Annotated in this window: 15 protein-coding genes; 9 read left to right on the plus strand and 6 right to left on the minus strand. The window is 61.9% G+C overall.

Annotated features, from left to right (window positions below; all coding sequences use genetic code 11):
* Nucleotides 1–107 precede the first annotated feature (107 nt).
* Genes HX839_RS23815 through HX839_RS31475 form a run of 5 tightly spaced genes read left to right on the plus strand, consistent with a single transcriptional unit; the run spans nucleotide 108 to nucleotide 5,984 of the window.
* Nucleotides 108–1,946, plus strand: coding sequence for an extracellular solute-binding protein (locus HX839_RS23815; RefSeq protein ID WP_177067798.1), 1,839 nt, complete (start codon nucleotides 108–110; stop codon nucleotides 1,944–1,946).
* Nucleotides 1,933–2,997, plus strand: coding sequence for a microcin C ABC transporter permease YejB (locus tag HX839_RS23820; RefSeq protein ID WP_102604328.1), 1,065 nt, complete (start codon nucleotides 1,933–1,935; stop codon nucleotides 2,995–2,997). The genes HX839_RS23815 and HX839_RS23820 overlap by 14 nt, the downstream gene beginning before the upstream one ends.
* On the plus strand, nucleotides 2,997–4,019 hold the full coding sequence (locus tag HX839_RS23825) for an ABC transporter permease (RefSeq protein WP_173883025.1): 1,023 nt from the start codon (nucleotides 2,997–2,999) through the stop codon (nucleotides 4,017–4,019). The genes HX839_RS23820 and HX839_RS23825 overlap by 1 nt, the downstream gene beginning before the upstream one ends.
* 15 nt (nucleotides 4,020–4,034) lie before the next feature.
* The gene (locus HX839_RS23830; RefSeq protein ID WP_177067765.1) at nucleotides 4,035–5,615 is read left to right on the plus strand and encodes an ABC transporter ATP-binding protein; all 1,581 of its coding nucleotides are present in this window, start codon (nucleotides 4,035–4,037) and stop codon (nucleotides 5,613–5,615) included.
* Between the two features lie 9 nt (nucleotides 5,616–5,624).
* A complete protein-coding gene (locus HX839_RS31475) occupies nucleotides 5,625–5,984 on the plus strand; it encodes a hypothetical protein (protein ID WP_218173672.1) in 360 nt (119 codons plus the stop codon).
* 121 nt (nucleotides 5,985–6,105) lie between these two features.
* Here HX839_RS31475 and HX839_RS23840 read toward each other — a convergent pair whose 3' ends face one another.
* Nucleotides 6,106–6,855 (minus strand): SDR family NAD(P)-dependent oxidoreductase, encoded by a 750-nt coding sequence (locus tag HX839_RS23840; RefSeq protein ID WP_102369069.1) that lies wholly within the window; start codon nucleotides 6,853–6,855, stop codon nucleotides 6,106–6,108.
* A 99-nt stretch (nucleotides 6,856–6,954) separates the two neighbouring features.
* Here HX839_RS23840 and HX839_RS23845 point away from each other — a divergent pair, with 99 nt between their 5' ends.
* Nucleotides 6,955–7,314: a helix-turn-helix domain-containing protein gene (locus HX839_RS23845; RefSeq protein ID WP_177021099.1), complete on the plus strand. Its 360-nt coding sequence runs from the start codon at nucleotides 6,955–6,957 to the stop codon at nucleotides 7,312–7,314.
* 198 nt (nucleotides 7,315–7,512) lie between these two features.
* A complete protein-coding gene (locus HX839_RS23850; protein ID WP_003217667.1) occupies nucleotides 7,513–8,715 on the plus strand; it encodes a multidrug effflux MFS transporter in 1,203 nt (400 codons plus the stop codon).
* A gap of 40 nt (nucleotides 8,716–8,755) precedes the next feature.
* Here the strand turns inward: HX839_RS23850 and HX839_RS23855 are convergent, their stop codons facing one another.
* Nucleotides 8,756–9,835, minus strand: coding sequence for a LacI family DNA-binding transcriptional regulator (locus HX839_RS23855; protein ID WP_177067766.1), 1,080 nt, complete (start codon nucleotides 9,833–9,835; stop codon nucleotides 8,756–8,758).
* A 203-nt stretch (nucleotides 9,836–10,038) separates the two neighbouring features.
* Between HX839_RS23855 and hisD the strand changes: the two genes are divergently transcribed.
* Together hisD and HX839_RS23865 are read left to right on the plus strand one after the other, a co-directional pair.
* Nucleotides 10,039–11,346 carry a histidinol dehydrogenase gene (gene hisD / locus HX839_RS23860; protein WP_003217662.1) on the plus strand — a complete coding sequence of 436 codons (1,308 nt, stop codon included), beginning with the start codon at nucleotides 10,039–10,041 and terminating at the stop codon, nucleotides 11,344–11,346.
* 120 nt (nucleotides 11,347–11,466) lie between these two features.
* Complete coding sequence (locus HX839_RS23865; protein ID WP_003217660.1) at nucleotides 11,467–12,858, plus strand: GntP family permease; 1,392 nt, start codon at nucleotides 11,467–11,469, stop codon at nucleotides 12,856–12,858.
* A 39-nt stretch (nucleotides 12,859–12,897) separates the two neighbouring features.
* On the opposite strand, the gene HX839_RS23870 is transcribed toward HX839_RS23865, so the two are convergent.
* Genes HX839_RS23870 through HX839_RS23885 form a run of 4 tightly spaced genes read right to left on the minus strand, consistent with a single transcriptional unit; the run spans nucleotide 12,898 to nucleotide 15,765 of the window.
* Nucleotides 12,898–13,197 (minus strand): DUF971 domain-containing protein, encoded by a 300-nt coding sequence (locus tag HX839_RS23870; protein ID WP_102604342.1) that lies wholly within the window; start codon nucleotides 13,195–13,197, stop codon nucleotides 12,898–12,900.
* Entirely contained in the window at nucleotides 13,194–14,147 is a 954-nt protein-coding gene (locus HX839_RS23875) for a HEAT repeat domain-containing protein (RefSeq protein WP_102604343.1), read from the minus strand. The genes HX839_RS23870 and HX839_RS23875 overlap by 4 nt, the downstream gene beginning before the upstream one ends.
* The gene (locus tag HX839_RS23880) at nucleotides 14,144–14,983 is read right to left on the minus strand and encodes an ABC transporter ATP-binding protein (protein ID WP_177021101.1); all 840 of its coding nucleotides are present in this window, start codon (nucleotides 14,981–14,983) and stop codon (nucleotides 14,144–14,146) included. Before HX839_RS23880 ends, HX839_RS23875 begins: the two co-directional genes overlap by 4 nt.
* Nucleotides 14,983–15,765 carry an ABC transporter permease gene (locus HX839_RS23885; RefSeq protein WP_003217654.1) on the minus strand — a complete coding sequence of 261 codons (783 nt, stop codon included), beginning with the start codon at nucleotides 15,763–15,765 and terminating at the stop codon, nucleotides 14,983–14,985. The genes HX839_RS23880 and HX839_RS23885 overlap by 1 nt, the downstream gene beginning before the upstream one ends.
* Nucleotides 15,766–15,777: the final 12 nt, after the last annotated feature.

Raw genomic sequence — 15,777 nt, forward strand, 5'->3', positions numbered from 1 at the left:
GTCTAACCGGTGCTCTATAAAAACCCTGGCGTCGACGCACAACCCTGCATAAGTGAGCCTTCAGTGTTTTTGGAAAAGGAGTTGAGTTTGTGAGCCTGTTTCGCTTCATGGTGTGGGCACTGCTGACGGGCCTTTGGGCGCCGTCACTGCTGGCTCAACCGACGCACGCTTTGACGGTATACGGCGAAGCGCCCAAGTACCCGGCCAACTTCAAACACCTGGATTACGTCAACCCGAACGCGCCCAAGGGCGGCAGTTTTCGTCGCTCGTCTATGGAAGGCGGGGCGTTTGATCACCTGATCCCGTATGTCGACAAAGGCACCGGCATCACCCAGATCCAGGGTTGGCTCTACAGCCCGTTGGCGTACCGTTCGCAGGATGAGCCGTACACCGTGTACGGGTTGGTCGCGCAAGGCATGGAGCTGGCAGATGACCATTCATGGCTGCGTTTCTACCTCAATCCCAAGGCGCGGTTTGCCGATGGCACGCCCATCACCGCGCAGGACGTGGCCTACACCTTCAAGCTGTTCACCACCGAAGGCAGCCTGGCGTATCGCCAAAGCTTTGCCGATGTGGACAAGGTGCTGGTGGAATCGCCGACCCAAGTGCGGTTCACCTTCAAAAGCGCCGACAATCGCACCTTGCCCCTGGACCTCGCTTCACTGCCGGTGCTGCCGGAACATTGGTGGCAGGGGCGCAATTTCGCCAACGGCGGCGGCTTTGAACCGCCGGTGGGCAGCGGCCCGTACCGTATCAGCAGCGTGGACAACGGCCGCAGTGTCACCTTCGAACGGGTCAAGGACTGGTGGGGGCGAGACCTGCCGGTGACGCAGGGGCAGTACAACTTCGACACCCTGCGGCTTGAGTTTTTTGCCGACGGCGACGTGTCGCGCCAGATCCTGCAAGCCCAGGGTTACGACTTCAATCGCGAATTTTCCGCCACCAGTTATTCGGTGGGCTACGACGGCGAGGCCTTGCGTGACGGTCGTCTGCAACGTGAACAACTGGCACCGAATGCCGTGCAGGGCACCCAGGGTTTTGTGTTCAACCTGCAAAAACCGCAGTTCCAGGACCGCCGCGTGCGCGAGGCGCTGAGCCTGTTGTGGGATTTCGACTGGAGCAACCGGCAGATGATGCACAGTCTGTACCTGCGCCAGCGCAGCTTCTTTTCCCGCAGCGCATTGGCGGCCACCCAGCTGCCGGATGCCCAGGAACTGGCCATTCTGGAACCCTGGCGCGGGCAAGTGCCGGAGGAGGTGTTCACCCAGGTCTACCAGCCGCCGCGCACCGATGGCAGCGGGCGCATTCGGCCGCAGCAGGCGCAAGCGCTGAAGTTACTGGCCGAGGCGGGCTGGACCCCGCGCGGCGACCAGTTGGTTAACGCCGAGGGCACGCCATTGCAGTTCACCTTCCTGAATGCCCAGAAAGGCTTCGAGCGTTTGCTGCTGCCCTACAAACGCAACCTGGCGCAGATCGGCATCGGCTTCACGATCCGCATGATCGACTCGGCCCAATACGCCAACCGCGTGCGCGCACGGGACTACGACATGATCGTCAACGGCTACCCGGTCAGCCCATCGCCGGGCCGCGAGCTGACCAACTACTTCGGTTCCGAGAGTGCCGATGACCCTGGCTCCAACAATTACATGGCACTGCGCAACCCGGCGGTGGACGCCTTGATCGATGGCCTTGTCCGCGCCAACGACCGCCCGACCATGGTGCGCTACGCCCATGCCCTCGACCGCGTGTTGCAGTGGGGCTTCTACTGGATTCCCAACTATTACCCGCCGGGCTCGTCCTCGCTGTGGTGGAACCGTTTTGGTCGGCCCCGCACAGCGCCGCTCAATGACGTGGGCATCGACACCTGGTGGGAAGTGAGCCCGACACCGCTGACCACCGCACAGATGCGTCAACTGACTGAGGCTTCCCAACATGCTGGCCTATAGCGCGCGCCGTTTATTGCTGATCGTACCAACGCTGGTGTGCATCCTGCTGGTCAACTTTTTTATCGTGCAAGCCGCCCCGGGTGGCCCGGTTGAGCAAGCCATCGCGCGCTTGCAAGGCATCGGCAGCCAAGCGTCGGTGGCCGGCACACGGGTGGAAACCGGCAGCGCTGAATCGCGCACAACTCGTGGCCTGGACCCCGCGCTGGTGGCCGATATCGAGCGCCAATACGGCTTCGACAAGCCCCTTGGCGCGCGGCTGTGGTTGATGCTCAGCAGCTACGCGCGGCTGGATTTTGGCGATAGCTTCTTTCGCGGCGCCAAGGTCACCGACCTGATCCTGCAAAAACTGCCGGTGACTTTGTCCCTGGGCTTCTGGGCCACGCTGATCAGCTACCTGGTGTCGATCCCGCTGGGCATCCGCAAGGCCGTGCGCCATGGCAGCCGCTTCGATGTGTGGAGCAGTGCGGCGGTCATTATCGGCCACGCCATGCCGGCGTTCCTGTTCGCCTTGCTGCTGATCGTGGTATTCGGCGGCGGTAGCCTGTTGAACTGGTTTCCGGTGCGCGGCCTGGTCTCGGAGAACTTTGCCAGCCTGTCATGGGCGGGCAAGGTCGTGGACTACTTCTGGCACCTTGTCTTGCCGGTATCGGCGCTGGTGATTGGCGGCTTTGCCACACTGACCATCCTCACCAAAAACAGCTTCCTCGACGAGATCAGCCGCCAGTACGTAGTGACCGCGCGGGCCAAGGGTTTCAGCGAAAAACAGGTGCTGTACAAACACGTGTTTCGCAACGCCATGCTGCTGATCGTGGTTGGCCTGCCCCAGGCGCTCACCGCGATGTTGTTCGGCGGCTCGTTGCTGATTGAAGTGATTTTCTCCCTCGACGGCCTCGGTCGCCTGAGCTACGAAGCGGCAGTGGCACGGGACTATCCCGTGGTCTTCGGCACGCTGTTTATCTTTACCCTGGTCGGGTTGGTCATCAAGTTGCTGGGCGACCTGTGCTACCGCCTGCTGGACCCCCGGCTGGATTTTTCCGCGAGGTCGCATTGATGCCGGTTTTTACTCCGATCACTCGTCGCCGCTGGCTGCACTTCAAGCGCAATCGCCGCGGCTGGTGGTCGCTGTGGATGTTCCTGGCGCTGTTCGCCGTATGTCTGGGTGCCGAACTGCTGGCCAACGACAAGCCACTGGTGATGGCGTACCAGGGCTCACTGTATTTCCCGGCCTTCGAGCGCTACACCGAGCAGGATTTCGGCGGCACGTTGCCGTTTCAGCCGGATTACCGTGACCCTTACGTGCATGAACTGATTGAAGGGCAGGGCGGCTGGATGCTGTTTGCGCCTATTCCGTTCAGCTACGACACGGTCAACTACGACCTCACGACCCCTTCGCCGGCGCCACCCAGCGCGAGCAACTGGCTGGGCACCGATGATCAAGCCCGGGATGTATTGGCGCGGGTGATTTTCGGCACCCGGGTATCGCTGTTATTTGCCTTGGCGCTGACCGTGGTGAGCACTTTGATCGGGGTCGCCGCCGGCGCGCTGCAAGGCTATTACGCCGGTTGGGTCGACCTGTTGGGGCAGCGCCTGATCGAGATCTGGTCGGGGCTACCGGTCCTGTACTTGCTGATCATCTTGTCCGGGTTTGTCGAACCGGGTTTCTGGTGGCTGCTGGGGATCATGGCGCTGTTTTCCTGGCTGACCCTGGTGGATGTGGTGCGCGCCGAGTTCCTGCGCGGGCGCAACCTGGAGTACGTGAAGGCCGCGCGAGCCCTGGGTGTGGGCGATGTTCAGGTGATGTTGCGGCACATTCTGCCCAACGCGCTGACTGCCACCTTGACCTACTTGCCGTTCATTTTGACCGGGGCCATTTCGACCCTCACCGCCCTGGATTTTCTTGGCTTCGGCATGCCCACGGGCAGTGCGTCCCTGGGTGAATTGATCGGCCAGGGGAAAAACAACCTGCAAGCCCCGTGGCTGGCGCTGACCGCGTTTTTTGCGTTGGCGTTGATCCTGTCCCTGTTGGTGTTTATCGGCGAAGCCTGCCGCGACGCCTTCGACCCCCGATCCTGATAAGCGAGCTGTGCCGTGACTGACGCGTTGATTGAAATTCGTAACCTGAAAGTGGCGTTCGACGGGCACAAAGCGGTGCGTGGCATCGACCTGGATATTCACCCGGGCGAGTGCCTGGCGCTGGTGGGCGAGTCGGGCTCCGGCAAATCGGTGACCGCCCACTCGATCCTGCAATTGCTGCCGCCCCACACCACGCGTACCCAGGGCAGTATTCGCTGCCAGGGCGAAGAGCTGCTCGGCGCGCGGCCGGAGCGTTTAAGGCAGATTCGCGGCGATCGCATCGCGATGATCTTTCAGGAGCCGATGACCTCGCTCAACCCGCTGTACAGCGTGGAACGGCAGCTGTCCGAAACCCTGCTGCTGCACAAAGGCCTGGGCGGTGCGGCGGCGCGTGAGCGCGTGTTGGAGTTGCTCGAACTGGTGGGCATCCAGCAGCCGCGCCAGCGCCTTGCGGCGTACCCGCATCAGCTCTCCGGCGGGCAGCGCCAGCGGGTGATGATCGCCATGGCCCTGGCTTGCGAACCGCTGCTGTTGATCGCCGACGAGCCCACCACGGCCCTGGACGTGACCGTGCAGCGACGCATTCTTGCGCTGCTCAAAGACCTGCAGCAACGCCTGGGCATGGCGCTGCTGTTGATCAGCCACGACCTCAACGTGGTGCGCAGCATCGCCCAGCGCGTGGCGGTGATGCGCGCCGGCCAGATCGTCGAACAGGCCGACTGCCAGGCACTGTTTGCCGCGCCGCAGCACGCCTACAGCCGGCAGTTGCTCGACGCCGAGCCCGAGGGCAGGGCGGTGGTGCGTGAGACGGCGGACAACCTGCTGGAAGTGGACAACCTCAAGGTCTGGTTCCCGCAAGGCGGCCTGCTGCGGCGCAAACTGCCGATCAAGGCGGTGGACGGCATCGACCTGCGCCTGCAACGTGGCAAAACCTTGGGCATTGTTGGCGAATCCGGCTCGGGCAAATCCACCCTTGGCCAGGCGATCCTGCGGTTGATCGACGCCCAAGGCAGCATTCGCTTCCAGGGCCAGGCCCTCGACGCACTCAAAGGCAAGGCCTTGCGTCCCTGGCGGCGCAAACTACAGGTGGTGTTTCAAGACCCGTTCGGCAGCCTCAGTCCGCGCATGAGCGTGCAGCAAATCATCGAAGAAGGCCTGCGCGTACACACGGACCTCAATGCTTGCGCGCGCGAAGCTCAAGTGATTGCCGTGTTGCGCGACGTCGGACTCGACCCCGATACGCGTCATCGCTTCCCCCACGAATTCTCCGGCGGCCAGCGCCAACGCATCGCGATCGCCCGCGCACTGGTGATCAAGCCGGATTTGATATTGCTCGACGAACCCACCTCAGCCCTCGACCGCACTGTGCAAAAGCAGGTGGTGAGCTTGCTGCGCAGGTTGCAGGAGGAGCATGGGCTGACGTACTTGTTCATCAGCCACGACCTGGCGGTGGTAAGGGCGTTGGCTCACGACTTGATCGTGGTGAAGGATGGCGTGGTCGTGGAGGCGGGGAGTACCGAGCAGTTGTTCGACGCGCCGGAGCATGCCTATACGCGGGATTTGCTGGTAGCGTCGTCGTTGAGGAATCGCGAGTAGTACAGCCTAGTGGGCGCTGATCTCACGCTTTACCGTCTGCTGTGCTTCTGCCAACAACCAGTCCCGGAACGTCGTCAGTTTGGGCAGGCTGGCGCACTCAGGCCGATAAATGACGTAGTAGGCCAGATCCGAGTGTTCGGCGTAATGGCGGTCGGGTCTTTTTCGTCGGGTGGGCTGCTGTCGGCTTATGGCTGGAATACAGTGCTGTGGGTTTCGCTTTTACCGCTGGTGTTGGCTGTCGTCGCGCTGGCACTGACTGTCCCCAAGTACATGGCCGGTCGGTTTGATCTGAAAGGGCAAGGTGCGTTAGCCACTCGAGCGCATTTCCTGCTCAAGCAAATCCCGGGCGCCATACGTAATTTAACATAATATACATTATGCGTAATCATATGATCCGTTATCAGGGTCAGTGCCAGCCAGATTTCAACCAGTGCACCACGCTCCTCATCGACCAAACCCAGCCTGTCTCGATTTGGTCGATGAGCCTGGATCACACCTGAGCGAAACCGCCATCCACGAACATCTCGCTGCCCGTCATGAAGCTGCTCTCATCCGATGCCAGGAACAATGCCGCATTCGCCACTTCATCTGGCTGCCCCATACGACCCAGCGGTACACGCGTAACCATCGAATCGACAATCGCATCCTTCTGGCCGGTACCTGATAGCGCTCTGTCCAAACCCGGTGTCGTTGTCGGCCCAGGTGATAGCACGTTCACGCGAATACCTGTGCCTTGCAGATCCAGCGCCCAGCTTCTCGCGAAGTTTCGCAGTGCGCCTTTCGACGCGCTGTAGACGCTGAACGCTGCGGTGCCCATCGAGGCCGTCGTCGAACCTGTCAGCACAATCGAGCCACCGGCGCTCATCAATGGCAACGCGTTCTGTACGGTGAACAACGTGCCTTTCACGTTCACGCCAAAGGTGCGATCAAACGATTCCTCCGTGATCGCACCAATGGGCTCCAGATCCCCAAGGCCCGCATTGGCGAACAACACATCAACACGACCTTTGTCAGCCTTGATCTGCGCGAATACCCGCTCAAGATCACGAAGGTTTGAAATGTCGCCCTGGATCGCGATCGCGTCATGCCCGATCAGGACCAAGGCTTTGTCCAGTTCATCCTGGCGGCGTCCCACGATAACGACCTGTGCACCTTCGGCCGCAAAGCGTATGGCGCTGGCCAAGCCGATCCCGCTGTTGCCACCGGTGACGATGGCGATTTTCCCGTTGAGCCTGTTCATGAGTGTTTCCCTCAAATGTTGAGGCCCAAGCGTAGATCTGCGCTATTGGTTTGAATAGTATGCACCTTTTGGTAAGTACCTCAGCCTGAGGGCAAAAACATGTCAAACAGCACCTTTAACTGCGGGCTCGACGCCGCCCTGGCGGTGATTGGCGGGAAATGGAAACCGTTGGTCCTGTATCACCTGGCCCATGAAGTTCACCGTTATGGCGAACTGCGGCGCGCCGTTGGCGGCGTGACGGACAAGGTGCTGATCCAGCAATTGAAGGAGCTGGAACGCGATGAGATCATCGCGCGCATCGACTACAAGGAGATACCGCCAAAGGTCGAATACTCCCTGACTCCCTTCGGACGCTCGCTGGCCCAGGCATTGGGGCCGCTTTGCCAATGGGGCACCGACCATATGCTGGCGGTTGAACGCATTAGTGAGCGCCGAACGACCGCCCTCGCCCAGCCTTAAATTCGCGAAATATCCAACTCGACTAAATGGATATTTAGTTGAGTTAAATCAATACTTTACGTCTATCTCCCGTATCCATTGCCTATTCACGACACCCTGCCGTTGGTGACTATGTAGCGAGTCTGTAAACACCGGCTTGTATGCGCCGAGGGCGATCACTAAGCTGGCCCCTCTTTTTTACCGCCGCCCGGAACCACCATGTCTCGAAGTATCGCCCACCTCGCCCTGCTGCTGGGGTTGATCACCGCCGTCGGCCCGTTTGCCATCGACAGCTACCTGCCGGCGTTGCCGACACTCGGCGCCAGCCTGCATGCCTCGCCTGCCGCGGTGCAGATGAGCCTGACGGTGTTCTTCATGATCATCGGTGTGTGCCAGCTGTTCTACGGCCCGATCAGCGATGTGTTCGGGCGCAAGCCGCCGATCTATGCCGGCCTGGCGATTTTCATCGTGGCCAGCATTGGTTGCGCCCTCGCCCCCTCCATCGAGGTGCTGATCGGCTTCCGGGCGTTGCAGGCCTTTGGCGCCTGCGCCGGGATGGTGATTCCGCGGGCGATTGTGCGTGACTTGTACACCGGCCATGAAGCCGCGCGCCTGATGGCGTTGCTGATGCTGGTGGTGAGCATTTCACCGATTCTCGCACCGCTGGCCGGCAGCGTGATCATTGCCGTGTGGAGCTGGCGCGAAGTGTTTTGGGTACTGGGTGTGGCCGCAGTGCTGTGCCTGATCATGACCGCCGTGCAATTGCCGGAAACCCACCCCGCCGAACGCCGCCTGGGCAAGACCCTGGGCAATGCGTTCGGCAGCTACGGCGCGTTGCTGCGTGATCCGGTGTTTACCGGGTTGTCGGTAGTGGGCGGTTTTGGCCTTGCGACGTTCTTCGTGTTCATCGGCAGCGCGCCATTCGTTTACATCGAGTACTACGGGCTCACGCCAACGCAATTCAGCCTGTGCTTTGCCCTCAACGCGGCGTCGTTTTTTGCCCTGAGCCAGTTGACCGCGCGCTTGAGTGCACGCTTCGGCCTCGCGCCGTTGATTCGCTGGTCGGTGGCGGGCGTGGCAACGGTCATGGCCTTGCTGGCGCTCACCACGCTGTGGGTCAACAGCCTGCCGTTGATGATGGCGCTGCTGTTTATCGGCTTCGGTTTTCTCGGGCTGCTGTTGCCGGCGGCCGGGGTATTGTCCCTGGAAGACCATGGCGCAGTGGCCGGTTCTGCATCAGCGTTGCTGGGCGCGATCCAAATGATCACCGCCGCCGTGTGCATGGCGGTGGTGGGTGTGTTTGCCGACCACACCCCGGCACCGATGTTGATCGGCATCGCCCTGAGCGCGGTGGCGGCGATGCTGACTGCGTGGTGGACCCTCAACCGATTGCCACCGCACCTGGCCCGCGCGGGGTCATAGCGACGCCGGGTAGGTCGTCGCCAGCCTTCGACCGAATGGCTCACGCCTGTTCCTGGGGTTGCCACACCCGGCAGTCGGGCCCCTGCTCTACCCCGCTGTCCGGGACTTTCGCACTTTTGCGTACGATCAACCGCCCCCTTACGACTTCCTGAATGGCAGGCGTATCGGGGTTTTCCAATTGCGCGCAGATGATCCCAACCGCACGACTCACCATATCGCTCACCGGTTGAACGTAGGTGGTCAACGAAAACACTGGCCAGGCGGCCAGGCCGATGTCATCGAACCCGACAATCGAGATCTCTTTGCCCGGTGTGAGCCCGAACTCCTCGTGTGCGACATTGATGGCGCCCAGGGCCATGATGTCATTCGCACAAAAAATCCCGTCAGGCGGACTGGCACTCGACAGCAGCCGGCGTACGGCCTCCATCGCGCCTTCAAAGGTGTAGTCACCCACGGCGCGTTGCGGTACCGGATGCCCAAGACGTTGCAGTGCGTCGACGAAGGCGATTTCCCGGTCACGACTGGTCGAGGAGCTTTCCTTGCCGGCGATATAAGCCAGCTCGCGATGCCCGCCAGCCACCAGGAACTGCGCAATTTCCATGCTGCCCTGGGCGTTGTCGCTGGTCACGCTGGAGATACTGGTGCTGTCATTTCGACGGTTGACCAGCACCACTGGCAACCCGGTTTGCTTGCACTCCTCGGCAAACCGCGAAGACAGGCTCGCCGACACCAGCACCAGCGCCTCCACGCGGTAGCCCAGTATCTCTTCCAGCACCGGGTCAGAGTCTTCGTGGTTGGCCGTGGAGAACAACAGTACCCGATAGCCAAGCTCTTCGAACGCCGCCGACAAGGCTTCCAGCACTGCAGAATAAAACGGGTTTTCCATACTTGGCGCGACCACGCCAATCAGGTTGGAGCGCCGCTTGATCAACGAGCGCGCCCACTGGTTCGGACGGTAGCCCAATGCTGCCGCCGCCGCCTCCACCTTCTGCCGGGTTTTCGGCGAAACACTGGCGCCTTTGGTGAACGTTCGCGAGACCGCAGACTGCGAGACACCGGCCAACCGGGCCACATCATGGGCAGTGATCGGGTGTCTGGAAGGGTCGTTGGAGTCTGCCATTGAGTCTGCATCCACATTTCAAATGCCGATCATACCTGCCATTTAAAGCGAGGTGTGTCGCCCGTCCCATGCTCGCCCGTCTCGCGCAAATTTCTCGGTCTTTTTTCGCCCTCCCCCTTTTCATCTCGTCCGGGAATGGCTTAGCATCGGCTCAATTGCATACGTATGCAATATCTAAAACAACAACGCTAGGAATTCATCCCATGGCAATTTGGCTCAAAAAAGGCGCAGAAGCGTCCGTCATCAAATCAGCAGCGCGTGAGGTGCGTGACACCGTCGAAAAGACCCTGGCAGACATCGAAGAACGGGGTGATGACGCGATTCGTGAGCTGTCGATCCGCTTCGACAATCTGGACCGGGATGACTACCGGCTCTCCAGCGCCGAGATCGATGCCTGCATGGCGCAGTTGACCAAGCGCGACATCACCGACATCGAATTCGCCCAGACCCAGGTGCGCAATTTCGCCCAGCACCAGCGCAACAGCATGCGTGACCTGGAAGTCGAAACCCTGCCGGGCGTAGTGCTCGGCCACAAACACATTCCGGTTAACGCGGCGGGCTGCTATGTACCCGGTGGCAAGTATCCGTTGCTGGCCTCCGCGCACATGTCGGTGATCACCGCCAAGGTCGCCGGGGTTCCACGCATCATCACTTGCGCCCCGCCGTTCCATGGCAAGCCGGCACCGGCGATTGTCGCCGCACAGCACATGGCGGGTGCCGACGAGATCTACTGCCTGGGCGGCATCCAGGCTATCGGCGCCATGGCCCTGGGCACCCAGTCGATTGCTGCGGTGGACATGCTGGTGGGGCCGGGCAACGCGTTTGTGGCGGAAGCCAAGCGTCAATTGTTCGGCCGCGTCGGTATAGACCTGTTCGCCGGTCCGACCGAGACCCTGGTAATCGCCGATGAAACCGTGGACGGTGAAATCTGCGCCACGGACCTGCTCGGTCAAGCCGAACACGGCCCGGATTCCCCGGCGATCCTGCTCACCACGTCGGAAAAACTCGCCCGCGAGACGATGGCTGAAATCGAGCGCTTGCTGACGATCCTGCCGACCGCCGGGATTGCGCGCCAGGCCTGGGAAAGCTTCGGCGAAGTGATCGTCGCTGAAGACGAACAGGAGATGCTCGCCATTGCCAATGACCTGGCGTTCGAACACGTACAAGTCATGACCCGTGACCCGGACTTCTTCCTGGACAACATGCGCAACTACGGCGCCCTCTTCCTCGGCCCTCGCACCAACGTCTCCTACGGCGACAAGGTGATTGGTACCAACCACACCCTGCCCACCAAAAAAGCCGCGCGTTACACCGGTGGGCTATGGGTCGGCAAGTTCATCAAGACCTGCACCTACCAGAAAGTGATGACCGACGAAGCCTCCTCCCTCATCGGCGAATACTGCTCACGCCTGTGTGCCCTCGAAGGGTTCTCCGGGCATGGCGAACAGGCCAACATCCGCGTGCGTCGCTACGGCCACAAGCACGTCCCTTACGCCGGTATCGCAGAATAAAAACAGCTTGGCTACAACGGGTCGCGCCACGTGCGCGGCCCGACAACAACAAAAATCATAGCCATCGCGCAGCCCAACACTGGCCCTCTGCGCCAAAGGCCCAGCCTCGAAGGACATCCCATGAGTGTCATCATCGCCTTGCTGGCGTTGTTCGCGTTAATGCTCGCTGCATATCGGGGATACAGCGTCATTATCTTCGCGCCTCTCGCCGCACTCGCTGCCGTTCTACTGACTGACCCCGGCGCCGTTGCGCCGGCGTTCACTGATATTTTCATGGACAAGATGGTCGGTTTTATCAAACTGTACTTTCCGGTGTTTTTGCTCGGCGCCGTGTTTGGCAAGTTGATTGAGTTGTCCGGCTTTTCCCGCTCCATTGTCAAAGCCGTGATCCAGGTGCTCGGCAGCAGCCAGGCCATGCTGGTGATTGTGCTGGTCTGTGCGCTGCTCACCTACGGCGGTGTTTCGCTGTTCGTGGTGGTGTTTGCGGTGTATCCGTTTGCCGCGGAAATGTTCCGCCAAAGCAACATTCCCAAGCGCCTGATGCCCGCAACGATCGCCCTGGGTGCCTTCACCTTCACCATGGATGCGTTGCCTGGTTCGCCGCAGATCCAGAACATCATTCCCACCACGTTTTTCGGTACCACGTCCTGGGCGGCGCCCTGGCTGGGAGTCCTGGGTTCGTTGTTCGTACTGATCGGCGGCATGCTGTACCTGGAGCGCCAGCGACGCAAAGCCCGGCGCGCGGGCGAGGGTTATGGCACCGACCTGCGCAATGAGCCCGAAACGCCCCAGGACATCGCCCTGCCCCACCCGCTAGTGGCGTTGCTGCCGTTGCTGTTGGTAGGCGTGATGAACCTGGCCTTCACCCACTGGATTCCACAGTGGTACGGCAGCATTTATGAAATTGACCTGCCCGGACTGAAGGCACCGATACAGACCCAGGTATCGAAGATGATCGCCATCTGGTCGGTCCAGGCGGCCTTGCTGGTAGGCATCGTCACGGTCTTTGCATTCGCCTGGCGCACCCTCGTCAGCAAACTCGCCGAAGGCAGCCGCACCGCCGTTGGCGGGGCCATGCTCGCTACGCTCAATACCGCCTCGGAATATGGGTTTGGCGCAGTGATTGCGGCGTTGCCTGGCTTCGTTGCAGTGGTTGAAGCGCTCAAGGTGATCCCCAATCCGCTGATCAACCAGGCCATCACCATTAACTTGCTGGCGGGTATTACCGGGTCGTCATCGGGTGGCATGAGCATTGCCCTGGCGGCGATGTCGGACACCTTCATCGCCTCCGCCAACGCCGCGCATATCCCGCTGGAAGTCATGCACCGTGTGGCCGCCATGGCTGCAGGGGGCATGGACACCCTGCCCCACAACGGCGCGGTCATCACCTTGCTGGCGGTCACCGGCCTGACTCACCGCCAGGCCTATAAAGACATTTTCGGCATGACGATCTTCAAGGTACTGGCGGCGTTTTTCGTGATTGGCGTGTACTACCTCACGGGGCTTGTCTGATCCGGACCGTGTGACGGGAAGTTATACCGCCGCGTTGTTTTAGTCCGACGGAGCCCCGGCCTGGGGCTCCATCTGTGCCAAATAAGCCCACGGGTAAATCCCCCGCTGGTGCCCATCGCTGAAAATCAACTGCACGCCATACCCCTGGGGATGGACCTCCAGCACCCGGACACGGTCCGACACCAGCGGCGGCGTGCCTCTCAACCGAAAGGCCCGGCACTGCGAGCACGGGCATTCACGGCGCAGGCGAGCGTGGTCGATCCATTGCACGCCGTCGCGCCATTCCAGCCTCAAGCGCCCATCATCATCGCGGCCAATGCCGTTCGGTGCACTGTTCATTGCAGTTGTGCCAGGGCAATGCGCACTGCCTTGCGTACTTCCGGGTCGCCATCGTCGGCCGCGTCACGCAGCGGGCCAAGGGCCTGTCGGTCGCCCAACTCGCCCAGCGCCAGGGCGGCTTCCTTGCGCAGGTTGCTGATGCTGTGGCCCAACGTCAGGAGCAGCGCCGGCAACGCCGGTGCATACCGCAGGCGCCCAAGGCTGCGGGTGGCGCGCAGGCGGACTTGCCAGTAGTCATCGGCCAGCGCCGTGATCAAGGCGTCTCCCGCGCGGGTGCTACCGACTTTGCCCAAGGTGGTCGCGGCCTCTTCCCGTACTTGCCAGGTGGCGTCCTGCAACGCTTCATACAGCGCCGGCAGTACCCGCTCATCACTGGCCAGGCCGAGGGCGCCGGTGGCGGCACGCCGGACCTCGGTGTCCGGATCGCTGCTGGCCAACCTCGCCAGGGCCTCCAATGCCGGCAGGTGCTTGAGCCAGCCGAGCACACCGACCGCTTCGCGGCGCACCCCCGCATCGGTATCGTTCAGCGCCAGCATTGCCGACGGCGCCGCCGCTTCAAGGCGCAACTCGCGCAGGGCACGGAAGATTGCCGTGCGCACGCTGACGTCAGCGTGGGTGGCCCATGGCAATAACAGCCGGCCCGCCTGCGTCGTCTTGAGTACGCTCAAGCTCTGGGCGGCGGCATCACGTACCGACGCTTCAGTGTCGGTCAGCGCCTGGCACAGCGCCTCGACCACTGCGTCTTCTTCCCACGCCTCCAGCAGGCTGGCAGCCTGGGCGCGCACGTCGGTGGCCGGGTCGTGGCGCAGGCTGTCCACCAACCACACCAGGCCGTCGGGGTCTTCCAGGTCAGCCAGGTCAATCAGGGCGATCCGGCGCATGCCGGCATCCGGCGCTTGCAGCCGGGGGCGCAGGGCTTGGATGTCGGGGTTTTCGGTTTCATAGGTCATATGGCAAATCGCGGTCTTGGGTGATCGTTGGGTAGCCCGAGCGGGTTCAGCCGTGGTAACTGGCGACCATCTTCGTGGTGCAGCAGTTCCAGGCAATGGCGCTTGAGGTGGGTAAATTCCGGCGAGGTCATCAGTTCGGTGCTGCGCGGCCTTGGAAAAGTCAGCTGGAAATCCTCGATGATGCGCCCGGGGCGCGGGCTCATGACCAGGATGCGGTCGGCCAGGAACAGCGCTTCGTCGATGTCATGGGTGACAAACACCACGGTGGTGCGGATGCGCGTCCAGATGTCCAGCAGCAAGGCCTGCATCTTCATGCGGGTCAGGGCATCCAGCGCGCCGAACGGTTCATCCATCAACAGCAGGCCGGGACGATTGATCAATACCCGGGCAATTTCCACCCGCTGCTGCATGCCACCCGACAGCTGGTTGGGCCAGCGCTCGGCAAAACCTTCCAGGCCCACCAGGTGAAGGATCTCATCGGCGGCGGCCAGGCGCTCGGCCTTGCCTACGCTGCGCATCTTCAGGCCGAAGGCAACGTTTTCGCGCACCGTACGCCAAGGGAACAGTGTGTGTTGCTGAAACACCATGCCCCGTTGCTGGGACGGCCCGGCAACCGGCCGGCCATCCATTTCCAGCGTGCCCTGGCTTGGCGTGAGATGCCCGGCCAGCGCGCCGAGCAAGGTCGATTTGCCACACCCGGACGGGCCGAGGATGCACACGAACTGCCCCGGCTCGATCCTGCAATCCAGGGCTTTCACCGCCTCGAATGCCTGCTGCTGTTCGCCCAATACAATGGACAAGCCGCGTATGTCGACACGGCCTTCAAGATGACTCATCAGGCTTTACCTCGTGGTCGATGCCAGGGAGTGAACAGTGCGCCGAGACGCTTGACCAACAGGCTGCTGCCCATGCCCAGCACGCCGATCAACAGCATGCCAACGACAATGTCGGCATAGTTCTGGATGGTGTAGGACTCCCAGGTGTAATAGCCGATGCCGTACTGGCCGGAGATCATTTCCGCTGTCACCAGGCAGAACCACGAAGTGCCCATGCCAATCGCCAGGCCGGTGATGATGCTCGGCGCGGCGCCCGGCAAAATCACCTCCAGCAGGATCGCCCGGCGCCCTGCCCCCAGGCTGCGCGCCGAGGCGATCAGCCGAGGATCGACGCCTTCCACGCCATGCACCGTATTGAGCAGCACCGGAAACAGCGCGCCGGTGAAGGTGATGAAGATCATCGACAGCTCCGACGACGGGAACATCAGGATCGCCAGCGGAATCCAGGCCACCGCCGGGATCGGCCGGATCACCTCCAGCGGCGGCAACAGCAGGTCTTCCGCCCACTTCCAGCGGCCAATCGCGATGCCCAGGCCGATCCCCACCAGCGCGGCCGCCAGGTAGCCCTCGAACACCCGGGTCAGGCTTGCGCTCAAGTGCCGCACAAGCTTGCCCGAGTCCGCCAGCCCCAGGGCAGCCTGCACCACGGAGCCCGGCGTGGGCACATTGGCAAACGTCACCAGCCACAGGTTCCAGTGCTGGCTGGCCGCCAACTGCCAGAACAGCAGGCACAACAGCAAGGAAGCGGCCTTGGGCAGCCAGCGCCATGGGGTGCTTGTCATGAACACGCTCCC

This window comes from Pseudomonas sp. I8001 (genome assembly GCF_013385345.1).
In the GTDB taxonomy this organism is placed as follows: domain Bacteria; phylum Pseudomonadota; class Gammaproteobacteria; order Pseudomonadales; family Pseudomonadaceae; genus Aquipseudomonas.

Excerpts from the sequence above, each read along its gene's own strand:
- HX839_RS23865 (WP_003217660.1), top strand. The coding sequence starts at position 11,467 with ATGAGTGTCATCATCGCCTTGCTGGCGTTGTTCGCGTTAATGCTCGCT.
- HX839_RS23840 (WP_102369069.1), bottom strand. The coding sequence starts at position 6,855 with ATGAACAGGCTCAACGGGAAAATCGCCATCGTCACCGGTGGCAACAGC.
- HX839_RS23875 (WP_102604343.1), bottom strand. The coding sequence starts at position 14,147 with ATGACCTATGAAACCGAAAACCCCGACATCCAAGCCCTGCGCCCCCGG.
- HX839_RS23850 (WP_003217667.1), top strand. The coding sequence starts at position 7,513 with ATGTCTCGAAGTATCGCCCACCTCGCCCTGCTGCTGGGGTTGATCACC.
- HX839_RS23870 (WP_102604342.1), bottom strand. The coding sequence starts at position 13,197 with ATGAACAGTGCACCGAACGGCATTGGCCGCGATGATGATGGGCGCTTG.
- HX839_RS23880 (WP_177021101.1), bottom strand. The coding sequence starts at position 14,983 with ATGAGTCATCTTGAAGGCCGTGTCGACATACGCGGCTTGTCCATTGTA.
- HX839_RS23855 (WP_177067766.1), bottom strand. The coding sequence starts at position 9,835 with ATGGCAGACTCCAACGACCCTTCCAGACACCCGATCACTGCCCATGAT.
- HX839_RS23845 (WP_177021099.1), top strand. The coding sequence starts at position 6,955 with ATGTCAAACAGCACCTTTAACTGCGGGCTCGACGCCGCCCTGGCGGTG.
- hisD (WP_003217662.1), top strand. The coding sequence starts at position 10,039 with ATGGCAATTTGGCTCAAAAAAGGCGCAGAAGCGTCCGTCATCAAATCA.
- HX839_RS23815 (WP_177067798.1), top strand. The coding sequence starts at position 108 with ATGGTGTGGGCACTGCTGACGGGCCTTTGGGCGCCGTCACTGCTGGCT.
- HX839_RS23825 (WP_173883025.1), top strand. The coding sequence starts at position 2,997 with ATGCCGGTTTTTACTCCGATCACTCGTCGCCGCTGGCTGCACTTCAAG.
- HX839_RS23885 (WP_003217654.1), bottom strand. The coding sequence starts at position 15,765 with ATGACAAGCACCCCATGGCGCTGGCTGCCCAAGGCCGCTTCCTTGCTG.
- HX839_RS23820 (WP_102604328.1), top strand. The coding sequence starts at position 1,933 with ATGCTGGCCTATAGCGCGCGCCGTTTATTGCTGATCGTACCAACGCTG.